The organism is Rhizobium sp. BR 314 (assembly GCF_047445805.1).
GTDB lineage: Bacteria > Pseudomonadota > Alphaproteobacteria > Rhizobiales > Rhizobiaceae > Rhizobium > Rhizobium lusitanum_B.
In genome coordinates this window covers 283,950-303,172 of record NZ_JARWLA010000003.1, presented here as the reverse complement: position 1 = coordinate 303,172, position 19,223 = coordinate 283,950, and the positions used below count along the sequence as shown (strand labels likewise).

At 60.6% G+C, this 19,223-nt stretch carries 16 protein-coding genes; all 16 read right to left on the bottom strand.

Annotation, left to right across the window (positions count from 1 at the left end; all coding sequences use genetic code 11):
- Nucleotides 1–65: 65 nt before the first annotated feature.
- Nucleotides 66–2,927 (bottom strand): M16 family metallopeptidase, encoded by a 2,862-nt coding sequence (locus QD461_RS06380; RefSeq protein ID WP_414086955.1) that lies wholly within the window; start codon nt 2,925–2,927, stop codon nt 66–68.
- 111 nt (nt 2,928–3,038) lie between these two features.
- Nucleotides 3,039–4,445, bottom strand: a complete 1,407-nt coding sequence (gene lpdA, locus QD461_RS06375) for a dihydrolipoyl dehydrogenase (protein WP_414086954.1) — start codon at nt 4,443–4,445, stop codon at nt 3,039–3,041.
- Nucleotides 4,446–4,474: 29 nt separating this feature from the next.
- A complete protein-coding gene (locus tag QD461_RS06370; RefSeq protein WP_414086953.1) occupies nt 4,475–5,113 on the bottom strand; it encodes a LysE family translocator in 639 nt (212 codons plus the stop codon).
- Between the two features lie 19 nt (nt 5,114–5,132).
- A complete protein-coding gene (locus QD461_RS06365; protein ID WP_414086952.1) occupies nt 5,133–5,891 on the bottom strand; it encodes an SDR family oxidoreductase in 759 nt (252 codons plus the stop codon).
- Nucleotides 5,888–6,409, bottom strand: coding sequence for a hypothetical protein (locus QD461_RS06360; protein ID WP_414086951.1), 522 nt, complete (start codon nt 6,407–6,409; stop codon nt 5,888–5,890). The genes QD461_RS06365 and QD461_RS06360 overlap by 4 nt, the downstream gene beginning before the upstream one ends.
- 2 nt (nt 6,410–6,411) lie before the next feature.
- A complete protein-coding gene (locus tag QD461_RS06355) occupies nt 6,412–7,161 on the bottom strand; it encodes a DUF4241 domain-containing protein (protein WP_414086950.1) in 750 nt (249 codons plus the stop codon).
- 15 nt (nt 7,162–7,176) lie between these two features.
- Nucleotides 7,177–8,412, bottom strand: coding sequence for a 2-oxoglutarate dehydrogenase complex dihydrolipoyllysine-residue succinyltransferase (gene odhB, locus QD461_RS06350; RefSeq protein WP_414086949.1), 1,236 nt, complete (start codon nt 8,410–8,412; stop codon nt 7,177–7,179).
- Nucleotides 8,413–8,654: 242 nt separating this feature from the next.
- Nucleotides 8,655–11,639: a 2-oxoglutarate dehydrogenase E1 component gene (locus QD461_RS06345; protein WP_414086948.1), complete on the bottom strand. Its 2,985-nt coding sequence runs from the start codon at nt 11,637–11,639 to the stop codon at nt 8,655–8,657.
- Between the two features lie 171 nt (nt 11,640–11,810).
- Nucleotides 11,811–12,713: a succinate--CoA ligase subunit alpha gene (sucD, locus tag QD461_RS06340; protein ID WP_184709765.1), complete on the bottom strand. Its 903-nt coding sequence runs from the start codon at nt 12,711–12,713 to the stop codon at nt 11,811–11,813.
- 12 nt (nt 12,714–12,725) lie between these two features.
- Complete coding sequence (locus tag QD461_RS06335) at nt 12,726–13,217, bottom strand: DUF1579 family protein (protein WP_414086947.1); 492 nt, start codon at nt 13,215–13,217, stop codon at nt 12,726–12,728.
- Nucleotides 13,218–13,222: 5 nt separating this feature from the next.
- Entirely contained in the window at nt 13,223–14,416 is a 1,194-nt protein-coding gene (sucC, locus tag QD461_RS06330; protein ID WP_414086946.1) for an ADP-forming succinate--CoA ligase subunit beta, read from the bottom strand.
- Between the two features lie 27 nt (nt 14,417–14,443).
- Nucleotides 14,444–15,406 carry a malate dehydrogenase gene (gene mdh, locus QD461_RS06325; RefSeq protein ID WP_037148983.1) on the bottom strand — a complete coding sequence of 321 codons (963 nt, stop codon included), beginning with the start codon at nt 15,404–15,406 and terminating at the stop codon, nt 14,444–14,446.
- Nucleotides 15,407–15,586: 180 nt separating this feature from the next.
- Nucleotides 15,587–16,750: a cell division protein ZapE gene (gene zapE, locus QD461_RS06320; RefSeq protein WP_414086945.1), complete on the bottom strand. Its 1,164-nt coding sequence runs from the start codon at nt 16,748–16,750 to the stop codon at nt 15,587–15,589.
- Between the two features lie 162 nt (nt 16,751–16,912).
- Nucleotides 16,913–17,440, bottom strand: coding sequence for a protease inhibitor Inh/omp19 family protein (locus QD461_RS06315; protein WP_184709866.1), 528 nt, complete (start codon nt 17,438–17,440; stop codon nt 16,913–16,915).
- A gap of 146 nt (nt 17,441–17,586) precedes the next feature.
- Nucleotides 17,587–18,393: a DNA polymerase beta superfamily protein gene (locus tag QD461_RS06310; protein ID WP_414086944.1), complete on the bottom strand. Its 807-nt coding sequence runs from the start codon at nt 18,391–18,393 to the stop codon at nt 17,587–17,589.
- A 41-nt stretch (nt 18,394–18,434) separates the two neighbouring features.
- A complete protein-coding gene (locus tag QD461_RS06305; RefSeq protein WP_112607823.1) occupies nt 18,435–19,214 on the bottom strand; it encodes a succinate dehydrogenase iron-sulfur subunit in 780 nt (259 codons plus the stop codon).
- Between the last annotated feature and the right edge of the window lie 9 nt (nt 19,215–19,223).

Genomic DNA, 19,223 nt, shown 5'->3' with positions numbered 1-19,223 from the left:
CTGGAACACAAAAAAACAACAGGATAGAGTGCTTCCGCCAATCAATGAGAGGCGGAAGCACCGATCTAGCGAACAGCCGATCCGTCAGCCGGCAAAATCTTCAGACGCCAGGCCGTCTCGGGTTTCAGATATCGCGTGGCGATCGTGCGGATGTCCTGCGCCGTCAGCGACTGATAGTTGTCTATGCCGCGGCGGATACGATCAAGGCGGCGCGGATCCGTTTGCGCATCGTGAAGGCTCTCCAGCCAATAATTGTTGGTCTGCTGGGACCGCTTAATCTCCTCGACGATCGGCGATCTTGCTCGCGTCAACTCATCGGATGAGATCTCCTTGTCGCGCAAGTCGGCGGCGATCTTGCTTACGAGATCGAAGAAGTGGTCCACCTTCGCCGGCGTCGTCTCCACATAGACATAACCGAAACCATAGCCGGGCACCGACTTGGATAGATCGACACTGCCCTGTGGGCTGTAGGTCGCGCCCTCGGCGACACGGAATTGATCGATCAGCCGATTGCGGAAGATCGCACCCGTGACATTGGCGGCGGCGGCGCGCGGCAAGTCGGAAAGAAAATCGCCGATCGGCATGGCGACGAGCGCGCCGGCATTGTCGCTTCGCCCATTCTGAAGCCGTACGACCGGTTCAGCCGTCGGAGCCGGAAAACGCGCATCGTTGTCGGCAGCTTGTTCCCGCGCACCCGGGCGGGCCGGCAGTGCGCCTAGAGTCTCGGCCGTCAGGCGAATGGCGTCATCCACGGCGACATCGCCTGCGATGATGACCTCGATCTGCCCCCTGGCAAGATAGGGCCGCAGGAATGCTTCAAACTCCTCCGGCTTGGTGTCGAGCAATTGTGCGCGGTCAGGGAAGGCCCAGCGTGGATCGCCGGAATGCAGAAGGCCGGGAAGATCGCGGCCGACCACGCTGCCAGGCGTCGCCTGAAGTTGAGCAAGGCTATTCAGATAAGCCTGCTGCACCCGTTTGAAGGTATCCGGCCGATAGATTGGATCGGAAATGTAGGCTGTTATGAGCTGCAGCTGGGTTACAAGATCGCTTGGCCGCGTGGCGCCTTCGAACCTGAAAGCGCCGTCCTGGATGGAAAAGTCGCTGGCGGCCACCTTGCTGGCCAGCGTCTTCTGCATGTCCTCGTAGCCGATCGCCTTGAGACCGGAGAGCGAAACCGCAGGCGCCGCCCAGATCGGCAGCGGGCGATCATGCGGCAGATCAAGCAGGCCGCGGCCGATATTGGCGCGAACCAGTATCTCGTCTGCACGAAGCTTGGTCGGCTTGACGGTCAAGCGGACGCCGTTGGCAAACCGCACCATGGTAACGCCGAGATCATCGACCACTCGACGCTCGACGACCGCTCCGGCAGGTCCGAAATCGGTATATGGCCACGCGACCGCCTCCGCATGCGACGGTGCGCTGACGGCAACCGCACGCGAAGCGGCATAGGCTTTTTCGACGGCCGCCTCGCCGCCTTCGGGCATTTGCGGACTCTGCAGCACCAGCTGCGGGCCGTTGCCGGCAAAGGCAAGCTTGAGACTTTCGTTGACCTCGGCCGCCGTCAGTCCCTTCATCGCGGCATCGAACAACGAGAGGTCGTCCGCAGGCGAGGTAAAGACGACATCGGCACCGACGCTCCAGGCCAGAGCGCCGGCAATATCGGGGCTTGTGCGCGTCGTGGCACCACCGGCAGCCGCCTGCAGCATCGACCGATACTCGGCAAGTTCCCGGTCGATTTCGCTTTGCGCGACGCCGAACTGGGCAATCCGGCGCTGCTCCTGATCGATGGCGGCAAGTGCCGCCTGCCATTTGTCCGGATTGGTATCGGCGGCGATAAGCGTAGCGCGAGCGGATTTCAGCAGATTCTGAGAGCCTGCCTGCGCGCTGACGAACGGCGCGTCGGGCTGCTGCGCCAAAACCGATATGCGCCTGTTGAGAACGGCAAGGCCGATACCCTCGATCAACTGCTGACGGCGCTTGGCGACCGTATCCTGCGCGCTGTCATATGGCCGTGTCCAGGCAATCTGCACACGGGTGGCTCCGCCGGGCACAACAACGGTCGCGACGCGTTCTCCGTGCTTCTCAAGCCTGCCTAGGTCGATGGCAGCCGGTGCGGGCGTGTGGGAAGTCCAGTCGCCGAAACGGTTGCGGATATCCGCTTCGATAGCGGCAGCATCGACATCACCGACCACGATCAGCGTCGCGCGCTCCGGCCGGTAGTTGGTGCGATAGTAATCGCGAACCAGATCGACAGGCGCATTACTGATGATATCGGTCTTCCCGATGGGCGGCCGCTGCGTCACCCGCTGGCCGGTCAGTACCTGATTGAGGAAGCCCATGCTGCCTCGATATTGCGGCGTGTCACGCAACTTTTCTTCAGAAAGGATAACCCCGCGCTCGCGGTCGAACGCACCAGCGTCAAGCGTCAGCTCGCTTGCCGTCTCGCGCATCAGCATAAGGCCGGTGGAAACGCGCTCGGCATCGGCCTCGGGCAGATCGAGCGAATAAGTGGTCTCACCATAGCTCGTGGAGGCGTTGGTATCGGCACCGAAAGCCAGGCCGAGGCGCTGGAGAGTGCGAATCATCTCGCCTTCGGGAACATGGGTCGACCCCTTGAAGGCCATATGTTCAAGAAAATGCGCCAGTCCCTGCTGATCGTCGTTTTCCTGCAGCGAGCCACTGCCGATGCGGAAGCGGATCGCCACCTGTCCTGCCGGCGTCGCATTGTGCATGATGGCATAGCGCATTCCGTTGGGCAGCGTGCCGAAGCGAATGCCTTGCTCCACCGGAAGATCGCTGGCGGCCTGCGGCCAGCCAACAGCGGGGGCTTCGGCGCGCGCCGGCACCACACCAACCACAAGGCCCGTGAATGCGACGGCAATGGAGAGTTGCAGAGATATGAAAAGTGCTGGGATTTGACGTGACATGCCGACTTCGATGAATGGGAGAGCTTCGATGATGCGATGCACAAAGGTCGTACATCGCATCATCGAGCTTTCATTGCAACCCAGCACCCGGCTCGGCTGGGATGCCCGTTCTTACATGTGGATCGGCTTGAAGAAAGTCGCGAGCGCTGCTTCCTTCACGGCTTCCGACATTGTGGGATGCGCATGGCAGGTGCGGCCGAGATCTTCCGAGGAGCCGCCGAATTCCATCAGCACGGCAATCTCATGGATCATTTCGCCGGCGCCGAAACCGACGATATGGCCGCCGAGGACGCGATCGGTTTCCTTGTCTGCCAGGATCTTGACGAAACCATCGGTCGCCAGCATGGCGCGGGCGCGGCCATTGGCCGAGAACGGGAACTTGCCGACCTTATAGGCGATGCCCGCAGCTTTTAGCTCTTCTTCGGTCTTGCCAACGGAAGCGACTTCCGGCTGCGTGTAGACCACGCTCGGGATGACTTCGTAGTTCACGTGACCAGCCTGGCCTGCAAGGATTTCGGCAAGGGCGACCCCCTCGTCTTCCGCCTTATGCGCCAGCATCGGCCCCTTCACGACGTCGCCAATGGCATAGATGCCGGCGACATTGGTCTTGAAGTGACCGTCGATCTCGACGCGGCCGCGATTGTCGAGGGCAACACCAGCCTCTTCGAGGCCGAGACCTGCCGTATACGGCTTGCGGCCGGTGGCAACGAGAACGACATCGGCATCAAGCACGACCTTGTCTCCGCCCTTGACCGGTTCGAAGGTGACCTTCGCGCCGCTGCCGGACTTTTCGACGCCGACAACCTTGGCGCCGAGATGGAATTCGATGCCCTGCTTGGCCAGCATGCGCTGGAACTGCTTGGAGACTTCGCCGTCCATGCCGCCGAGGATGCTGTCGAGATATTCGACGACGGTGACCTTGGCGCCGAGACGCGACCAGACCGAACCAAGCTCAAGGCCGATGACGCCGCCGCCGACCACAATCATCTTGCCCGGCACCTTGTCGAGCGCGATGCCGCCGGTCGAAGAGATGATGATCTTCTCGTCGATCTCGAGCGGAACGCCCGGAATGCCGGCAACGTCGGAGCCAGTGGCGATGACGATGTTCTTGCCTTCGATCTCGGTCACCTTGCCGTCTTCAGCCGTGACGGAAACCTTGCCGGCGGCAACGATCTTGCCGGTGCCCTGGAAGGCATCGATCTTGTTCTTCTTGAACAGGAAGGCGACGCCGTCGACATTCGACTTCACGGTCGCGTCCTTGTGCGCCAGCATCTTGCCGAGGTTCAGCTTCGGTGCGGCCACTTCGACGCCGAGCGCATCCATGCCATGGCCGGCATGATGGAACACTTCGGAAGCGTGCAGCAGCGCCTTAGACGGAATGCAGCCGACGTTGAGGCAGGTGCCGCCATAGGTCGCACGCTTTTCGACGACCGCGACCTTCAGGCCGAGCTGCGCTGCCTTGACTGCGCAAACGTAGCCGCCAGGGCCGGTTCCGATAATGATCACATCGTAGGACATGTTTTAATTTCCTTGTTTGGTATCTTTTGTTAGTCGGTCGCCCGTGCCAAGGCGAGGCGGATGCCGAAGCCGACGAGCGCCGCTCCGGTGATGCGGTTGAACCACTTGCCTGATGCGATGAAACGATCGCGCACCGGCTTCACGGTGAAGAAGGTGGAAACGCCGGCAAACCAGGCGACGAGTGCCGCAGCCATGCCGATGCCGTAGCTGAACTGGATGAGCGCCGGGGTGTCGTGATGAACGAGCGTCGAGAACAGCGACAGAAAGAACAGCACCGGCTTCGGGTTTAGCGCGTTGGTAATGAAACCCGTCGCCAGGCAGCGCCAGACGGAGACCGACTTGCGGTCTTCCTCGGTGATCTCGATATCCTTCACCTTGAAGCCCGGCTCACGGAAAGACTTGATACCGAGATAGACGAGATAGAGGACGCCAGCCCATTTCACCACGCTGAACAGCATTAGCGACTGCGACACGATCAGACCGAGGCCGAGAATGGTGTAGCTGATGTGGAAGAGCAGCGAGAAGCCCATGCCGAGCCCGGTCATCACGGCCGCACGGCGGCCATGCACGATGCTCTGACGCAGGATGACGGCAAAGTCGGCGCCTGGAACGACGATGAAGATCGAGAACACCGCCATCAGGCCGAGGAATTCGAAGATATATTGCATGTCGCCTACCCCGTTCCGATCAGCGCCCGCCGCTCACGTCGAGCAGGGCACCCGTTATATAGGATGCATGGGGGCTCAATAGGTAGAGGACGGCATCCGCTACCTCGTCGGATGTTCCCGCACGCTTCATCGGCAGTTGCGGCGCAATATCCCGAGCCCGGTCCGGCGAGCCGGCGGCAGCGTGAATATCCGTGTCGATGATGCCAGGCCGCACGGCGTTGACGCGAATGCCCTCGGTCGCCACTTCACGCGCGAGCCCAACTGTGAACGTATCGATCGCACCCTTGGACGCCGCATAATCGACATATTGTCCGCCAGCGCCAAGCGTGGCGGCAATGGACGAAAGATTGACAATCACGCCGCCCTTGCCGCCATGCCGCGTGGACATGCGGCGCACGGCCTCCGCTGCAGCCAGCATCGTCCCGCTGATGTTGATGCGGAACATGCGGTCCAGCCGCTCCGGCGTCATCTCGTCCAGACGCTGGGCGATATCCACGACACCGGCATTGTTAACGAGACCGTCGATCCGGCCGAAATAGGCATCGACCTTGGCGAAGATAGATTTGATATCCTCTGGCTTACCGACATCGCCGGCAACGGCGATCGCCGCACCGCCGGCATCGAGAATCGTCCCGACCACAGCCTCCGCCGCTTCCTTGTTGGAAGCATAGTTGACCGCCACGGCCCAGCCATGCTGTGCGGCTGCCATGCAGATCGCAGCGCCAATGCCGCGGCTGCCGCCGGTTACGAGAAGAACAGGCGCATCATCATCGGTCATTGATTGCATCCTTTTAAGCTGAGGACGTCCCAAGGCGCCACGGTCGCCTTTCCTTCGCCCCAGAGCGAAGACTTCTGGATAGAGGGGCCGAGCGCCGGCAGGAAAAGCCTGTCAGCCGCACTCTCGCCTTCGGCCGGCAGCGTGCGAATATGGCCCTTCAGGTCGGAGGCGTAAACCATGCCTTGCCAGACCGTGCAAGCCTTGAGATCTGCCCCGGTGACATCTCCTTCCGGGCATTCGAACATGATCCGGCCGTCGGCGCGCAGATTGTCCTCCGTGCGCATTACGATCCCCTCAGCCACGATCGCGGTATTGCGCACCGTGAGCTTGAACCTGTTACTGACGGGTGAGTCCGACCCCATCGGTTCGAAGCGCAGCTCATAGGCATCGTCCATGTCGACATAGACGGCTTTTTCCTGCGCGCATTCAAGTGCGAGCGCGGGCAAGGGATTGATCACGCAGACCAATATCGCTCCGCACAGGGGGGTCCGTTTCGCGATCGAGGATGTTGCCAGCATGGTCATTTTTCTCCCGGCTCACGCCGGCCATCGGCATTTTCAGTAACACCGAAATCGGTGAACAGCACCAGCGGCCGACCGCTCGCATCGAGCCCCCAGAAAACCGGATAGAACCCGTCGCCCCAGCCGCTGGAGAAAACCGCAACGTTACCGCGCTTGCCCGAGATCGGACGATGCAGGGCGTAATCATTGTTGTTCGGTTCCAATTCGGACGCCAGGACATCATCATAGTAGTTGATGTCCGAAGATAACTTCTCCGTCTGGACCTGCTTTTCGCGCTCCTGGATCTGGGCGTAAGAATCGGCATCCATATAACAGCCGAGACCGGCATCGACCGGATAGCCGAAGAATTCATCGCCCTTCAGCGAATTGATGTCCTGGCCCGGGATCACCGCCAGCTCCCAACGCGTGGGCTTGCCCTCGGCAAAGCGCAGACTGGCTGCGGCGATGCGGCCAAAGGCTTGATAGAGCGTGACGGGATAATCGCCGGGGGAAACGGTGCGGACAAGTGGCGCGCGGTCAGGCCCGACCAGCGGATCGCTGGCGACAATGCGCCCGGATGTCAGTTCCACTTTGCCGATACGAAGGACCTTGATCGATCGGGCGGCAAGATCGGCGTCGCCAAGCGACGCCAGATCGAGATTGCTGCTGAGCTTGGAGATGTCGATCTCGGCCGCGTTGGCGGAAGATGGCACCCATGCGGCGACGGCGCACAACAATCCGCGCAGCGTCCGCATGGGCCATGTCGACATGATCCAACGCTCCCCTTAGAGATCGAGAACGAGACGTTCCGGATCTTCCAGGCTTTCCTTGACGCGCACGAGGAAGGTAACGGCTTCCTTGCCGTCGACGATGCGGTGATCGTAGGAGAGCGCCAGATACATCATCGGACGGATGACGACCTGACCGCCGATAGCGACCGGACGTTCCTGGATCTTGTGCATGCCGAGAATGCCCGACTGCGGCGCATTGAGGATCGGCGAGGACATCAGCGAACCGTAGACACCGCCATTGGTAATGGTGAACGTGCCACCCTGCATGTCAGCCATCGACAACGAGCCGTCGCGAGCAGCCTTCGCCAGACGGCCAAGTTCCTTCTCGACTTCCGCGATCGACATCTGATCTGCATCGCGGATCACGGGAACGACAAGACCTTTGTCGGTGCCGACAGCCATGCCGACGTGGCAGTAGTTCTTGTAGATGATGTCGGTGCCGTCGATCTCGGCGTTGACGGCGGGAAGTTCCTTCAGCGCGTGAGTGACGGCCTTGGTGAAGAAGCCCATGAAGCCGAGCTTCACGCCATGCTTCTTCTCGAAGATGTCCTTGTACTTGTTGCGCAGGTCCATGACGGCCTTCATGTCCACCTCGTTGTAGGTGGTGAGCATGGCAGCGGTGTTCTGCGCATCCTTGAGGCGCTTGGCGATCGTCTGACGCAGGCGAGTCATCTTCACGCGCTCTTCGCGGCTGACGTCCTCGACGGCAGTCGGGGCCCGGGCGGCAACGGGCGCAGCCGGTGCGGCGGCAGGGGCCGAAGCGGCCTTGGCGACGGCAGCGATGACATCGCCCTTCAGGACCTGGCCACGCTTGCCGCTGCCGTCAACCTGATCGGCAGAGAGATTGTTTTCAGCGAGCAGCTTTCCTGCAGCCGGAGCCGGCGGCATGGAGGAAGCCGGAGCRGAAACGGCGGGAGCTGCAACCGGTGCAGCGGCAGCCGGGGCTGCAGCGGCAGGTGCGGCAGCCTGTGCCGGAGCGGCGGCAGCGCCGTTGCCGGCGGAGATCTGGCCGAGCAGTGCGCCGAGACCTACGGTTTCACCGGCCTGGACAACGATTTCGGACAGGGTGCCTGCCGCAGGGGCAGGAACTTCGATCGTTACCTTGTCGGTTTCAAGCTCGAGCAGCGGCTCATCGGCCTTGATGGCATCGCCGACCTTCTTGAACCAGGTGCCGACGGTCGCCTCGCTGACGGACTCGCCGAGGGTAGGAACGCGGATTTCAGTGGCCATTGTTCAGATCCTGATTTTCGTCATTATGAGTTAGATGGAATTCCGGCGACAGATGGTCGGGGGACTGGGAACGCCAGCGCGGCAATAGCCCAACCGGAAAAAACCGATCGGGCCTCTGCCTTGTCATGGCGGTAGGCGGCACATTGCTGCATGGCGGCCATCCTCTTCCCCCGTCGCATCATGCGGAAGGCTGGAGCGCGACGACGCGATTTTCAAACGAAAACGCGTCGTCGCGCAACCCCTCAACCGCCGAGCGCGTCCTCGAGGAACGCCGCAAGCTGCGACAGATGCTTGGACATCAGGCCCGTCGCCGGAGAGGCGGCGGCCGGACGGCCGGTGTAACGAACGCGCTGGTACTTGGCATCGATATGGGCGAGCACCCATTCCAGATATGGATCGATGAACGACCATGCGCCCATGTTCTTCGGCTCTTCCTGGCACCAGACCATCTCCGCGTTGCGGAAACGGCTGAGCTCGTTGATGAGAGCCTTGGCCGGGAACGGGTAGAGCTGTTCGATGCGCAGCAGGTAGACATCGTCGATACCACGCTTCTCGCGCTCTTCCAGAAGATCGTAATAGACCTTGCCCGAGCAGATGACGACGCGACGGATCTTGTTGTCCTTCTGCAGCTTGATCGGGCCATCCTTGATCACTTCAGCATCGTCCCAGAGCAGACGGTGGAAGGAGCTTTCGCCCGCCATCTCCGCAAGGGTCGATACGGCGCGCTTGTGGCGCAGCAGCGACTTCGGCGTCATCAGGATCAGCGGCTTGCGGAAGTCGCGCTTCAGCTGACGGCGCAGGATATGGAAGTAGTTCGCCGGCGTCGTGACGTTGGCGACCTGCATGTTGTCTTCGGCGCAGAGCTGCAGATAGCGTTCCAGGCGAGCGGAGGAGTGCTCCGGACCCTGGCCTTCATAGCCGTGCGGCAGCAGGCAGACGAGACCGGACATGCGCAGCCACTTGCGTTCGCCCGACGAGATGAACTGGTCGAAGACGACCTGCGCACCGTTGGCGAAATCGCCGAACTGAGCTTCCCAGAGGGTCAGCGCATTCGGGCGAGCCAGCGAATAGCCGTATTCGAAGCCGAGAACCGCCTCTTCCGAAAGCATCGAGTTGATGACTTCGTAGCGCGCCTGGGTCGGCGAGAGATTGGCGAGCGGGATGTAGCGCTCTTCGGTTTCCTGATCGTAGAGAACCGAATGGCGCTGCGAGAAGGTGCCGCGTTCGCAATCCTGACCGGACAGGCGGATCTTGTGGCCTTCGATGACGAGAGCGCCGAAAGCGAGCGCTTCCGCCATGGCCCAATCGATGCCTTCGCCCGTCTGCACCATGTTGGCGCGGTTTTCCATGAAGCGCTGGATGGTACGGTGCGCATGGAAGCCGGCCGGAATTTCCGACAGCTTGCGTCCGATTTCCTTCAGTGTCTTCATCGGCACGCCGGTCTTGCCACGGCGCTGCTCGTCGGCATTGTCGGCCGTGTGCAGACCGGACCACTCGCCGTCAAGCCAGTCGGCCTTGTTCGGCTTGTAAGACTGGCCGGCCTCGAACTCCTGTTCGAGATGGGCACGCCAGTCGGCCTTCATCTTTTCGACTTCGCCTTCGGTCAGAACGCCTTCGCTGACAAGCCGCTGCGAGTAGAGCTGCAGCACCGTCTTGTGAGCGCGGATGACCTTGTACATGTTCGGCTGCGTGAAGGACGGTTCGTCGCCTTCATTGTGGCCGTAGCGGCGGTAGCAGAACAGGTCGACCACAACCGGCTTGTGGAACTTCATGCGGAATTCGGTCGCAATCTTCGCGGCATAGACGACCGCTTCCGGATCATCGCCGTTGACGTGGAAGATCGGCGCTTCGATCATCTTGGCGACGTCGGACGGATAGGGCGACGAACGCGAGAAGGCCGGATTAGTGGTGAAACCGATCTGGTTGTTGATGATGACATGCATCGTGCCGGCAACGCGGTGGCCGCGCAGGCCGGAGAGGCCGAGGATTTCGGCAACCACGCCCTGACCAGCGAAAGCCGCGTCACCATGGATCAACAGCGGCACCACCTTGGCGCGCTCGGAGAGCGGAATGATATCGCCATCCCACTGTGTGGCGCCCATGTCCTGCTTGGCGCGGGCCTTGCCCATGACGACCGGATTGACGATTTCCAGATGCGACGGGTTCGCGGTCAGCGAAACGTGCACCTTTGCGCCGTCGAAATCACGGTCGGAAGAAGCACCGAGATGGTACTTCACGTCGCCCGAACCTTCGACTTCGTCGGGTGCGTAGGAGCCGCCCTTGAACTCATGGAAGATGGCGCGGTGTGGCTTGCCCATGACCTGGGACAGCACGTTCAGGCGGCCGCGGTGGGCCATGCCGAATACGGCTTCCCGGAGGCCAAGCTGGCTGCCGCTCTTCAGGATCTGCTCAAGCGCCGGGATCAGCGATTCGCCGCCGTCGAGGCCGAAGCGCTTCGTGCCCTTGAACTTGACGTCGAGGAACTGCTCGTAACCTTCGGCTTCGATGACCTTCTGGAGGATGGCCTTCTTGCGCTCGGGATTGAAAGCGATGCCCTTGTCCGGACCTTCGATGCGCTCCTGAATCCATGCCTTTTCCTCCGGGTTGGAGATGTGCATGAACTCAACGCCGAGTGTGGAGCAATAGGTACGTTCAAGGATCTCAATCATCTCGCGAATGGTCGCGAATTCGAGGCCGAGAACGTTGTCGATGAAGATCTTGCGATCGAGGTCTGCCTCGGTGAAGCCATAAGCTTCCGGCGACAGTTCCTTATAGTCTTCGACCGGAACGGCGATGCCGAGCGGGTCGAGCTTGGCATGCAGGTGGCCGCGCATACGATAGGCACGGATCATCATGATGGCGCGAACGCTGTCGCGCGTCGCCCGCAGGACGTCGGTGGTGTCAGCCGGCGTTCCGGCGACTTCGGCCTTTGCCTTCAGCTTGGTCTCGATGACCTTTTCGACGACTCCCCAGTCGCCGTCGAGTGCGGAGACGAGATCGCCCTTGGCCGCGATCGGCCAATTCTTACGCTGCCAGGAAGCACCCCTGGCTGCCTTTTTCACGTCGTCGGGACTGTCCTCGAGCGCCTTGAAGAAAGACCGCCATTCGTCGGAGACCGACGACGGGTCATCCTCATAGCGCGCATAAAGCTGCTCGATATAAGCAGCGTTCGCGCCATCCAGGAACGATGTGATCTGAAATTGCTCGTTGGCTTCTTGCCTTGCCATGGTGATATGCGGACAGCCTCGTCCGCCTCCCGACTTGTTGCTTTGCCGGCTTGTGGTCATCCGGCGACCGAATTTCGTTCGACCGTTTCGGCCGTAAGTCTATGCTTGCGAATATCGAAACCGGACGGGGCATGGCAATCGCCGCCCCGTCCGGCCTTGCTATAGGTAGGGTCAGCCCTTCAGGACTTCCACCAGCGTCTTGCCGAGACGCGCCGGCGACGGCGACACGCGGATGCCTGCCGATTCCATCGCTGCGATCTTGTCTTCCGCGCCGCCCTTGCCGCCGGAAATCACGGCGCCGGCATGGCCCATGGTGCGGCCGGGAGGTGCCGTGCGGCCAGCGATGAAGCCGACCATCGGCTTCTTGCGACCCTTCTTGGCTTCATCCTTGAGGAACTGTGCAGCATCTTCCTCAGCCGAGCCGCCGATTTCGCCGATCATGATGATCGACTTGGTTTCGTCGTCGGCGAGGAACATTTCCAGGACGTCGATGAATTCGGTGCCCTTGACCGGGTCGCCGCCGATGCCGACAGCCGTCGTCTGGCCGAGACCTTCATTGGTGGTCTGGAACACAGCTTCGTAGGTCAGCGTGCCGGAACGCGAGAGAACGCCGACGGAGCCCTTCTTGAAGATGGAGCCCGGCATGATGCCGATCTTGCATTCGTTCGGGGTGAGAACGCCCGGGCAGTTCGGTCCGATCAGGCGCGACTTCGACTTGATCAGGCGATCCTTGACCTTGACCATGTCGGCAACCGGAATGCCTTCCGTGATGCAGACGATGAGCGGGATCTCGGCTTCGATCGCTTCGAGGATCGCAGCCGCAGCGCCTGCCGGCGGGACGTAGATGACCGAAGCGTTGGCGCCGGTGGCATCCTTGCCTTCGGCGACCGACTTGAAGATCGGCAGCTTTTCGCCCTTGGAGCCGGTCCAGGTTTCGCCACCCTTGGAGGGGTGGATACCGCCGACCATCTGCGTGCCGTGATAGGCAAGCGCCTGTTCAGTGTGGAAAGTGCCGGTCTTGCCGGTCAGGCCCTGAACCAGGACCTTGGTGTCTTTGTTGATGAGAATAGACATGCGAGGCCTTTGTTACGAGAGGTTGGAAGACGCGGAGGCAACGCGACGGTATAAGCCGCTGACGACCTCCTGCCATGTATCGCTGCCGGTGGGCGAGAAAGTGACGCCCATACGGTAGCAGTCTTCATTTTCGAACTGAAAGAGAATGCGCTGCGCACCGCGCGGCGAAACTTTGGTCAGGACAAGCCTGTCATCGATCCATTCGCCGGAAGCCGGCGCGGCGGGCACGAAGCCGACCGTATCGAACTGATAGAGCTTGTAGGCCTGTTCCGTTCCGTCGAAGCCAAAAATATTCCGGGCTTCGAAAGAGGTTTCGCCGCCCCGCGTCTGCACGTAGCGCTGCTCGACGAAAAATCCGCCGAACAGACATTCTGCCGTAAGGCGCGAGACCGCCGTGCCTTCCTTCGTCCAGGCCGAAGCTGCGACGTGCTCTTCCCCTTCCCAGGCGCCGGCAAAGGCACCGAGGCGAAGATGAGCAGCCGTTGGAGCGAAGGACGCAGCCATTCCCGTTAGCCCTTGACTGCCTTCACGATCTTCTGGGCGGCATCGTCCAGGTCATCTGCGGAGATGACGTTGAGACCGGATTCGTTGATGATCTTCTTGCCAAGTTCGACGTTGGTGCCTTCGAGGCGAACGACGAGCGGAACCTTCAGACCGACTTCCTTGACGGCTGCAAGCACGCCTTCGGCAATGACGTCGCACTTCATGATCCCGCCGAAGATGTTGACCAGAATGCCCTGGACAGCCGGATCGGCAGTGATGATCTTGAAGGCCGCCGTAACCTTTTCCTTGGTGGCGCCGCCGCCGACATCGAGGAAGTTCGCCGGCTCAGCGCCGTAGAGCTTGATGATGTCCATGGTTGCCATGGCAAGACCGGCACCGTTGACCATGCAGCCGATGTTGCCGTCGAGGGCGACATAGGCCAGATCGTATTCGTGCGCCTGGATTTCCTTCTCGTCTTCTTCCGACGTGTCGCGCAGCGCGCGGACGTCTTCATGACGGAAGAGAGCGTTGCCGTCGAAGGAAACCTTGGCGTCGAGAACGCGCAGACGGCCATTGGTCATGACGATCAGCGGGTTGACTTCGAGCAGTGCCATGTCCTTTTCGACGAAGGCCTTGTAGAGGATCGGGAAGAGCTTGGCTGCATCTTCGCGGGCAGCCCCTTCGAGCTTCAGCGCGTCGGAAAGAGCGGCCGTGTTGGCAGCCGTGACGCCCGTCGACGGATCGATGGCAACGGTGATGATCTTTTCCGGAGTGTCGTGCGCGACGGTCTCGATGTCCATGCCGCCCTCAGTCGAAACGACGAAGGCGACCTGACCGACGGAACGGTCGACGAGGATCGAGAGATACAGTTCGCGGTCGATGTCGGCGCCGTCTTCGATGTAGAGGCGGTTGACCTGTTTGCCGGCCGGGCCGGTCTGCTTGGTCACCAGCGTGTGGCCGAGCATTTCCTTGGCGTTGGCGACGACATCGTCAACCGACTTGGCAAGGCGAACGCCGCCCTTGGCGTCCGGGCTGAGTTCCTTGAACTTGCCCTTGCCGCGGCCACCGGCGTGGATCTGGCTCTTGACGACGTAAAGCGGGCCTGGAAGCTGCTTGGCAGCTGCGGCGGCTTCGTCGGCGGAGAAGATGGCAACACCGTCCGCGACGGGTGCGCCATAGCTCTTCAGCAGAGCCTTGGCCTGATATTCATGAATGTTCATGGACTTATCCCTGTTATAACGCGGAAATTACTTCAGCGACGGTGCGATCGTGGCGCAAGCGTCGCAGAGGCCGGCAACGGCAGCGACCGACTTGTCGAAAGCTTCCTTCTCGGCCTTGTTGAGGTCGATTTCGATGACGCGCTCGATACCGCCTGCACCGATGACGGTGGGAACGCCGACATACATGTCCTTGACGCCATACTGGCCGTCGAGGTGAGCGGCGCAAGGCAGAACGCGCTTCTTGTCCTTGAGGTAGGCTTCAGCCATCTCAATGGCCGAGGCAGCCGGAGCGTAATAGGCAGAGCCGGTCTTCAACAGGCCGACGATTTCGGCGCCGCCATCACGGGTGCGCTGGATGATCTCTTCGAGGCGTTCGGCGGTGAGCCAGCCCATCTTGACGAGATCGGTCAGCGGGATGCCGGCAACGGTCGAATAACGAGCGAGCGGAACCATCGAGTCGCCGTGGCCGCCGAGAACGAAAGCGGTGACGTCCTGGACGGAGACGTTGAATTCCTTGGCGAGGAAGAGGCGGAAGCGCGAGCTGTCGAGCACGCCTGCCATGCCGACAACCTTGTTGGCCGGCAGGCCCGAGAACTTCTGCAGTGCCCACACCATGGCGTCGAGCGGGTTGGTGATGCAGATCACGAAAGCATTCGGGGCATACTTCTTGATGCCGGCGCCGACCTGCTCCATGACCTTGAGGTTGATGCCGAGAAGATCGTCGCGGCTCATGCCTGGCTTGCGGGGAACGCCGGCGGTGACGATGCAGACGTCAGCGCCTTCGATCGCGGAATAGTCGCTGGCGCCGGTGAGGTTGGCGTCGAAGCCTTCGACCGGAGAGGACTGGGCGATGTCGAGACCCTTGCCCTGAGGAATGCCGTCCGCGATGTCGAACAGGACGATGTCGCCCAGTTCCTTCAAGCCGGCGAGATGCGCCAGCGTGCCACCAATCATGCCAGAACCAATAAGTGCGATCTTGTTGCGCGCCATTTCGGTGTATCCTTTGCGATCAAAATCCGTGGCGGGACGCCGAGCAAGGCATCCACAATAGCCGTCAATCGCATAGACCCAAAGGCAGAAATTGGCAATTGAATATTTTTGGATCAGCAATTTCAATCGGTTAGATCGAAAAATTCTTACGTAAACGTAAGATGTTATGTCGCCGAATTGTCACTCGGCGGCGCGCCTTGCCGGAGTCTGCGCCAAATATTCGGCGCTGCGCATCTCGAAAAGACGCGAGGCCGTGCGATCGAACTCGAAGCCTTCCGTCCCTCGCCGTTCCGTCAAAAGATCCTCAGGCATCGCCGCGGCGGAGACGTACAGGCGGATATTGTGGTCGTAGAGCGTATCAATGAGAATGATGAACCGCTTCGTTTGGTTCCGCTTGTCCGGCCCGAGTTTCGGCACGCGATCGAGGAAGATCGTATCGAAGCGCTCCGCTATGGCCAGGAAATCGGCAGGCCCGAGCGGAGTGTCGCAAAGATCGGCAAACGAGAATCGAGCCATGCGATCGACGGCAAACGGCACATGGATGGAGCGTCCCTTCATCGGGATCTCCATCGGCTGCGCCTTGCGCCCATGCAGCGCCTGCATCCAGGAAGCGTCCATCGCCATCTCGGCGCGCTGATCGAGCGGCGTCAGATAGACCGGCTGGCTGTTCAGCTTCTCCATGCGGTAATCGGTCGGCGAATCCAGCGTCACGACGTCGACATGCTTTTTCAGAAGATCGATGAAGGGCAGGAAGAGCCCGCGATTGAGCCCGTCGCGATAGAGATTGTCCGGCTCGACGTTCGACGTGGCAATCAGGACGCAGCCGAGCGAGAACAGTTCGGAAAACAGCCGCGACAGGATCATCGCATCGGCAATGTCGGTAACGGTGAACTCGTCGAAGCACAGCAGTTCGGCTTCGGCATAGAGATCGGCAGCAACGGGCGGAATGGGATCCGCCTGCTTTGTTTCGCCGTTCTTGAATTTCAGCCGCTGCGCCGCGATGCGATTGTGCACATCGGCCATGAATTCGAAAAAATGCGCCCGGCGCTTCCTCTGGCACGGGGCCATGGAGAAGAACATGTCCATCAACATGGTCTTGCCGCGCCCGACGCTGCCGTGAATATAGAGCCCCTTGATAGCGTCAACCGACTTCTTGCGCGCGGCAAACATCCAGCCGAGTGCGCTGGACTTTGCGGCAGGCCGCTTGCGCTTAAGATCGGCAAGCACGCGATCCAGCATCTTCGCCACATCCATCTGCGCCGAATCCACTTGTAGGGATCCGGAAGCCGTCAGCGCCTTCAGCTGTTCGCAGACGCTGAGCGAGTAGTCTGGCATGGGCTGCATGGGGAAGTATCCGCCTGTGCAAATGGGGCGCACCCAAGGGGCGCCGCCCCGTCAACTAGAGCAATTCCAGGAAAAGTGCGCAGCGGTTTTCCATCCGGAACTGCATCGAACAACATTCTAGAGCCGCCAAACGATCCCGTGAAACGCTTGGCGGTACCAAGCTTATCGGCTGAGGCTGAGCGGCTGGCCGGACGCCGTCGAGCCGTCGAAGCGCGAAGCGGCCGTCTTATAGAGCGTGCCGACCGTCGAGCCGTCGCGGTTCTTGAGGAGTACCTGCTTGCCGGAGACTTCCCAAGATCCCATCGACGTCAGTTCGCCGGAGCAGCCGCGCGTACCACCGCGGGAACCGCTACCGAGATTCGTGAGCGTCAGGAACATGTCGCAGCTCGACCCGCCGTTGCTGACCTTCCAGCTGCCGACCATCGATTCCTTCGTCACATCCATGGCGGAAGCCGCCATCGCCTGCTGCTGCTGTGGATTGCCCGCATTCGGCGCGCCTGTCGGAGCAGCCGGGAATTGCGAGCCGTTTGCACCACCTGCAGGCGGAAGCTGGCTGGATTGTACGGGATTGACAGGCTGAGCCTGCAGTGGGGCCGGAGATGAATAGGTGTCGTTATTGTATGCCGTGCGCTGGCAACCGGCAAGCGACAGGCCTATCGCCGCAGCCGTCACTGCATATTTGAACTGCATCATCACACTCCTAATTAATTGTCCACCGCTGACATTCGCAAAGTGATGCTCAATGACGTGGGAATTATCGTATTTCACTTTGGTTAATCAAGTCGATACCGCGATAAATTGCCGAGAGGCCATAGCTGGACAAGAATCGGGTAGTTTCAAGGCGTCACCCGGCAAACCTCGTCAAGATAAAAGCGGTCCGCAAATTCCTGCATCCTCCTGTCCCGCTCCTGATCTTCCCCGTACTTGCCGGAAAAGTTGGAATAGCGATCGAGAGAGTTCGCGAGAAATTCCGAGATCGGCAGTGGAGGCACACCCTCCCCCATTTCGCGCGTCTCTTTTTTAACCGCCACCAACTCTAGAATGCTTGTCCGAAATCCCTCGGCTATATCTATCGCCGCGAGACATTCAAGCATGTTCATTGGCGGCAATCTGGCAAAACCCGTTTGTCGCATCCATTCAAGCGCTATCGCCGGACGGATGGAATAAAGTAGCGTCTTCAGACGGATGCGTGCAGTCGCGTTCTCCGGCTGATGCTGCTTCATGAGACCGATATAATGCTTGGCAACCTTCTCCGGCACCATGATCACATCCAGCAACGCGCCTAAACGCCTGCGAAAACCAGGTTCCTCTTCGTAGACGATCGGTGATTTCAACCATTCGACGAGAACAGCGTTGCCCTTCAGCGCCAGAAGCAGAGCTTTCCGCAAGTCCCACCCACCGGTGTCGATGTCACCGACAATCGGAAACTCAATGACATCGCGATGGGGGAATAAAGTCAGATGATCCCGCCCTGGCCTGACATAAACGAAGCGACAGTCATAGTCGCTGTCCGGGGAAGGAAATCCCCACGCACGACTCCCACTTTCGATGGCGAAGCCAATACGAAGGCCGCTGTCCTTGACCGATGCGAGCCGGGAGCGAATTTCGTCAACGGCCGCTGGCGCGAAACCCTCCATCGTCATACGAACGTCATCCTCGCCGCCCGGTAATGGAAGTCGGCGGGTTAGACCCGCCGCTCGACCATCATCTTCTTGATTTCGGCAATTGCCTTGGCCGGGTTCAGACCCTTCGGGCAGGTCTGCGCGCAGTTCATGATCGTGTGGCAACGATAAAGGCGGAAGGGATCCTCGAGATTGTCGAGGCGCTCGCCCTTGGCTTCGTCTCTGGAGTCGATCAGCCAGCGATAGGCCTGCAACAGGACGGCTGGACCGAGATAGCGGTCGCCGTTCCACCAATAGCTCGGACAGGAAGTCGAGCAGCAGGCGCACAGGATGCACTCATAGAGGCCATCGAGCTTCAGGCGGTCTTCGTGGCTCTGCTTCCATTCCTTGGCCGGCGGCGGCGATACCGTCTTCAGCCAGGGCTCGATCGAGCGATGCTGTGCATAGAAGTTCGTCAGGTCAGGCACGAGGTCCTTGACGACGGGCATATGCGGCAGCGGATAGACCTTCACCGTGCCCTTAATCTCGTCCAGACCCTTGGTGCAGGCGAGCGTATTGGTGCCGTCGATGTTCATGGCGCAGGAGCCGCAAATGCCTTCGCGACAGGAGCGGCGCAACGTCAGCGTCGGGTCGATGTTGTTCTTGATGTAGAGCAGACCGTCGAGCACCATCGGGCCGCAATCGTCGACATCGATATAATAGGTATCGATGCTCGGGTTCTGGCCGTCATCCGGGCTCCAGCGATAGACGCGGAATTCGCGCGTGTTCTTGGCGCCGACCGGCTTCGGCCAGACCTTGCCTTCGCGCATCTGAGAGTTCTTGGGGAGAGCGAGTTCAACCATGGTCAGTTC

Excerpts from the sequence above, each read along its gene's own strand:
- QD461_RS06310 (WP_414086944.1), bottom strand. The coding sequence starts at position 18,393 with ATGACGATGGAGGGTTTCGCGCCAGCGGCCGTTGACGAAATTCGCTCC.
- QD461_RS06335 (WP_414086947.1), bottom strand. The coding sequence starts at position 13,217 with ATGGCTGCGTCCTTCGCTCCAACGGCTGCTCATCTTCGCCTCGGTGCC.
- QD461_RS06355 (WP_414086950.1), bottom strand. The coding sequence starts at position 7,161 with ATGTCGACATGGCCCATGCGGACGCTGCGCGGATTGTTGTGCGCCGTC.
- sucD (WP_184709765.1), bottom strand. The coding sequence starts at position 12,713 with ATGTCTATTCTCATCAACAAAGACACCAAGGTCCTGGTTCAGGGCCTG.
- QD461_RS06380 (WP_414086955.1), bottom strand. The coding sequence starts at position 2,927 with ATGTCACGTCAAATCCCAGCACTTTTCATATCTCTGCAACTCTCCATT.
- QD461_RS06360 (WP_414086951.1), bottom strand. The coding sequence starts at position 6,409 with ATGCTGGCAACATCCTCGATCGCGAAACGGACCCCCCTGTGCGGAGCG.
- lpdA (WP_414086954.1), bottom strand. The coding sequence starts at position 4,445 with ATGTCCTACGATGTGATCATTATCGGAACCGGCCCTGGCGGCTACGTT.
- sucC (WP_414086946.1), bottom strand. The coding sequence starts at position 14,416 with ATGAACATTCATGAATATCAGGCCAAGGCTCTGCTGAAGAGCTATGGC.
- QD461_RS06365 (WP_414086952.1), bottom strand. The coding sequence starts at position 5,891 with ATGACCGATGATGATGCGCCTGTTCTTCTCGTAACCGGCGGCAGCCGC.
- QD461_RS06370 (WP_414086953.1), bottom strand. The coding sequence starts at position 5,113 with ATGCAATATATCTTCGAATTCCTCGGCCTGATGGCGGTGTTCTCGATC.
- QD461_RS06315 (WP_184709866.1), bottom strand. The coding sequence starts at position 17,440 with ATGCAGTTCAAATATGCAGTGACGGCTGCGGCGATAGGCCTGTCGCTT.
- QD461_RS06305 (WP_112607823.1), bottom strand. The coding sequence starts at position 19,214 with ATGGTTGAACTCGCTCTCCCCAAGAACTCTCAGATGCGCGAAGGCAAG.
- zapE (WP_414086945.1), bottom strand. The coding sequence starts at position 16,750 with ATGCAGCCCATGCCAGACTACTCGCTCAGCGTCTGCGAACAGCTGAAG.
- mdh (WP_037148983.1), bottom strand. The coding sequence starts at position 15,406 with ATGGCGCGCAACAAGATCGCACTTATTGGTTCTGGCATGATTGGTGGC.
- QD461_RS06345 (WP_414086948.1), bottom strand. The coding sequence starts at position 11,639 with ATGGCAAGGCAAGAAGCCAACGAGCAATTTCAGATCACATCGTTCCTG.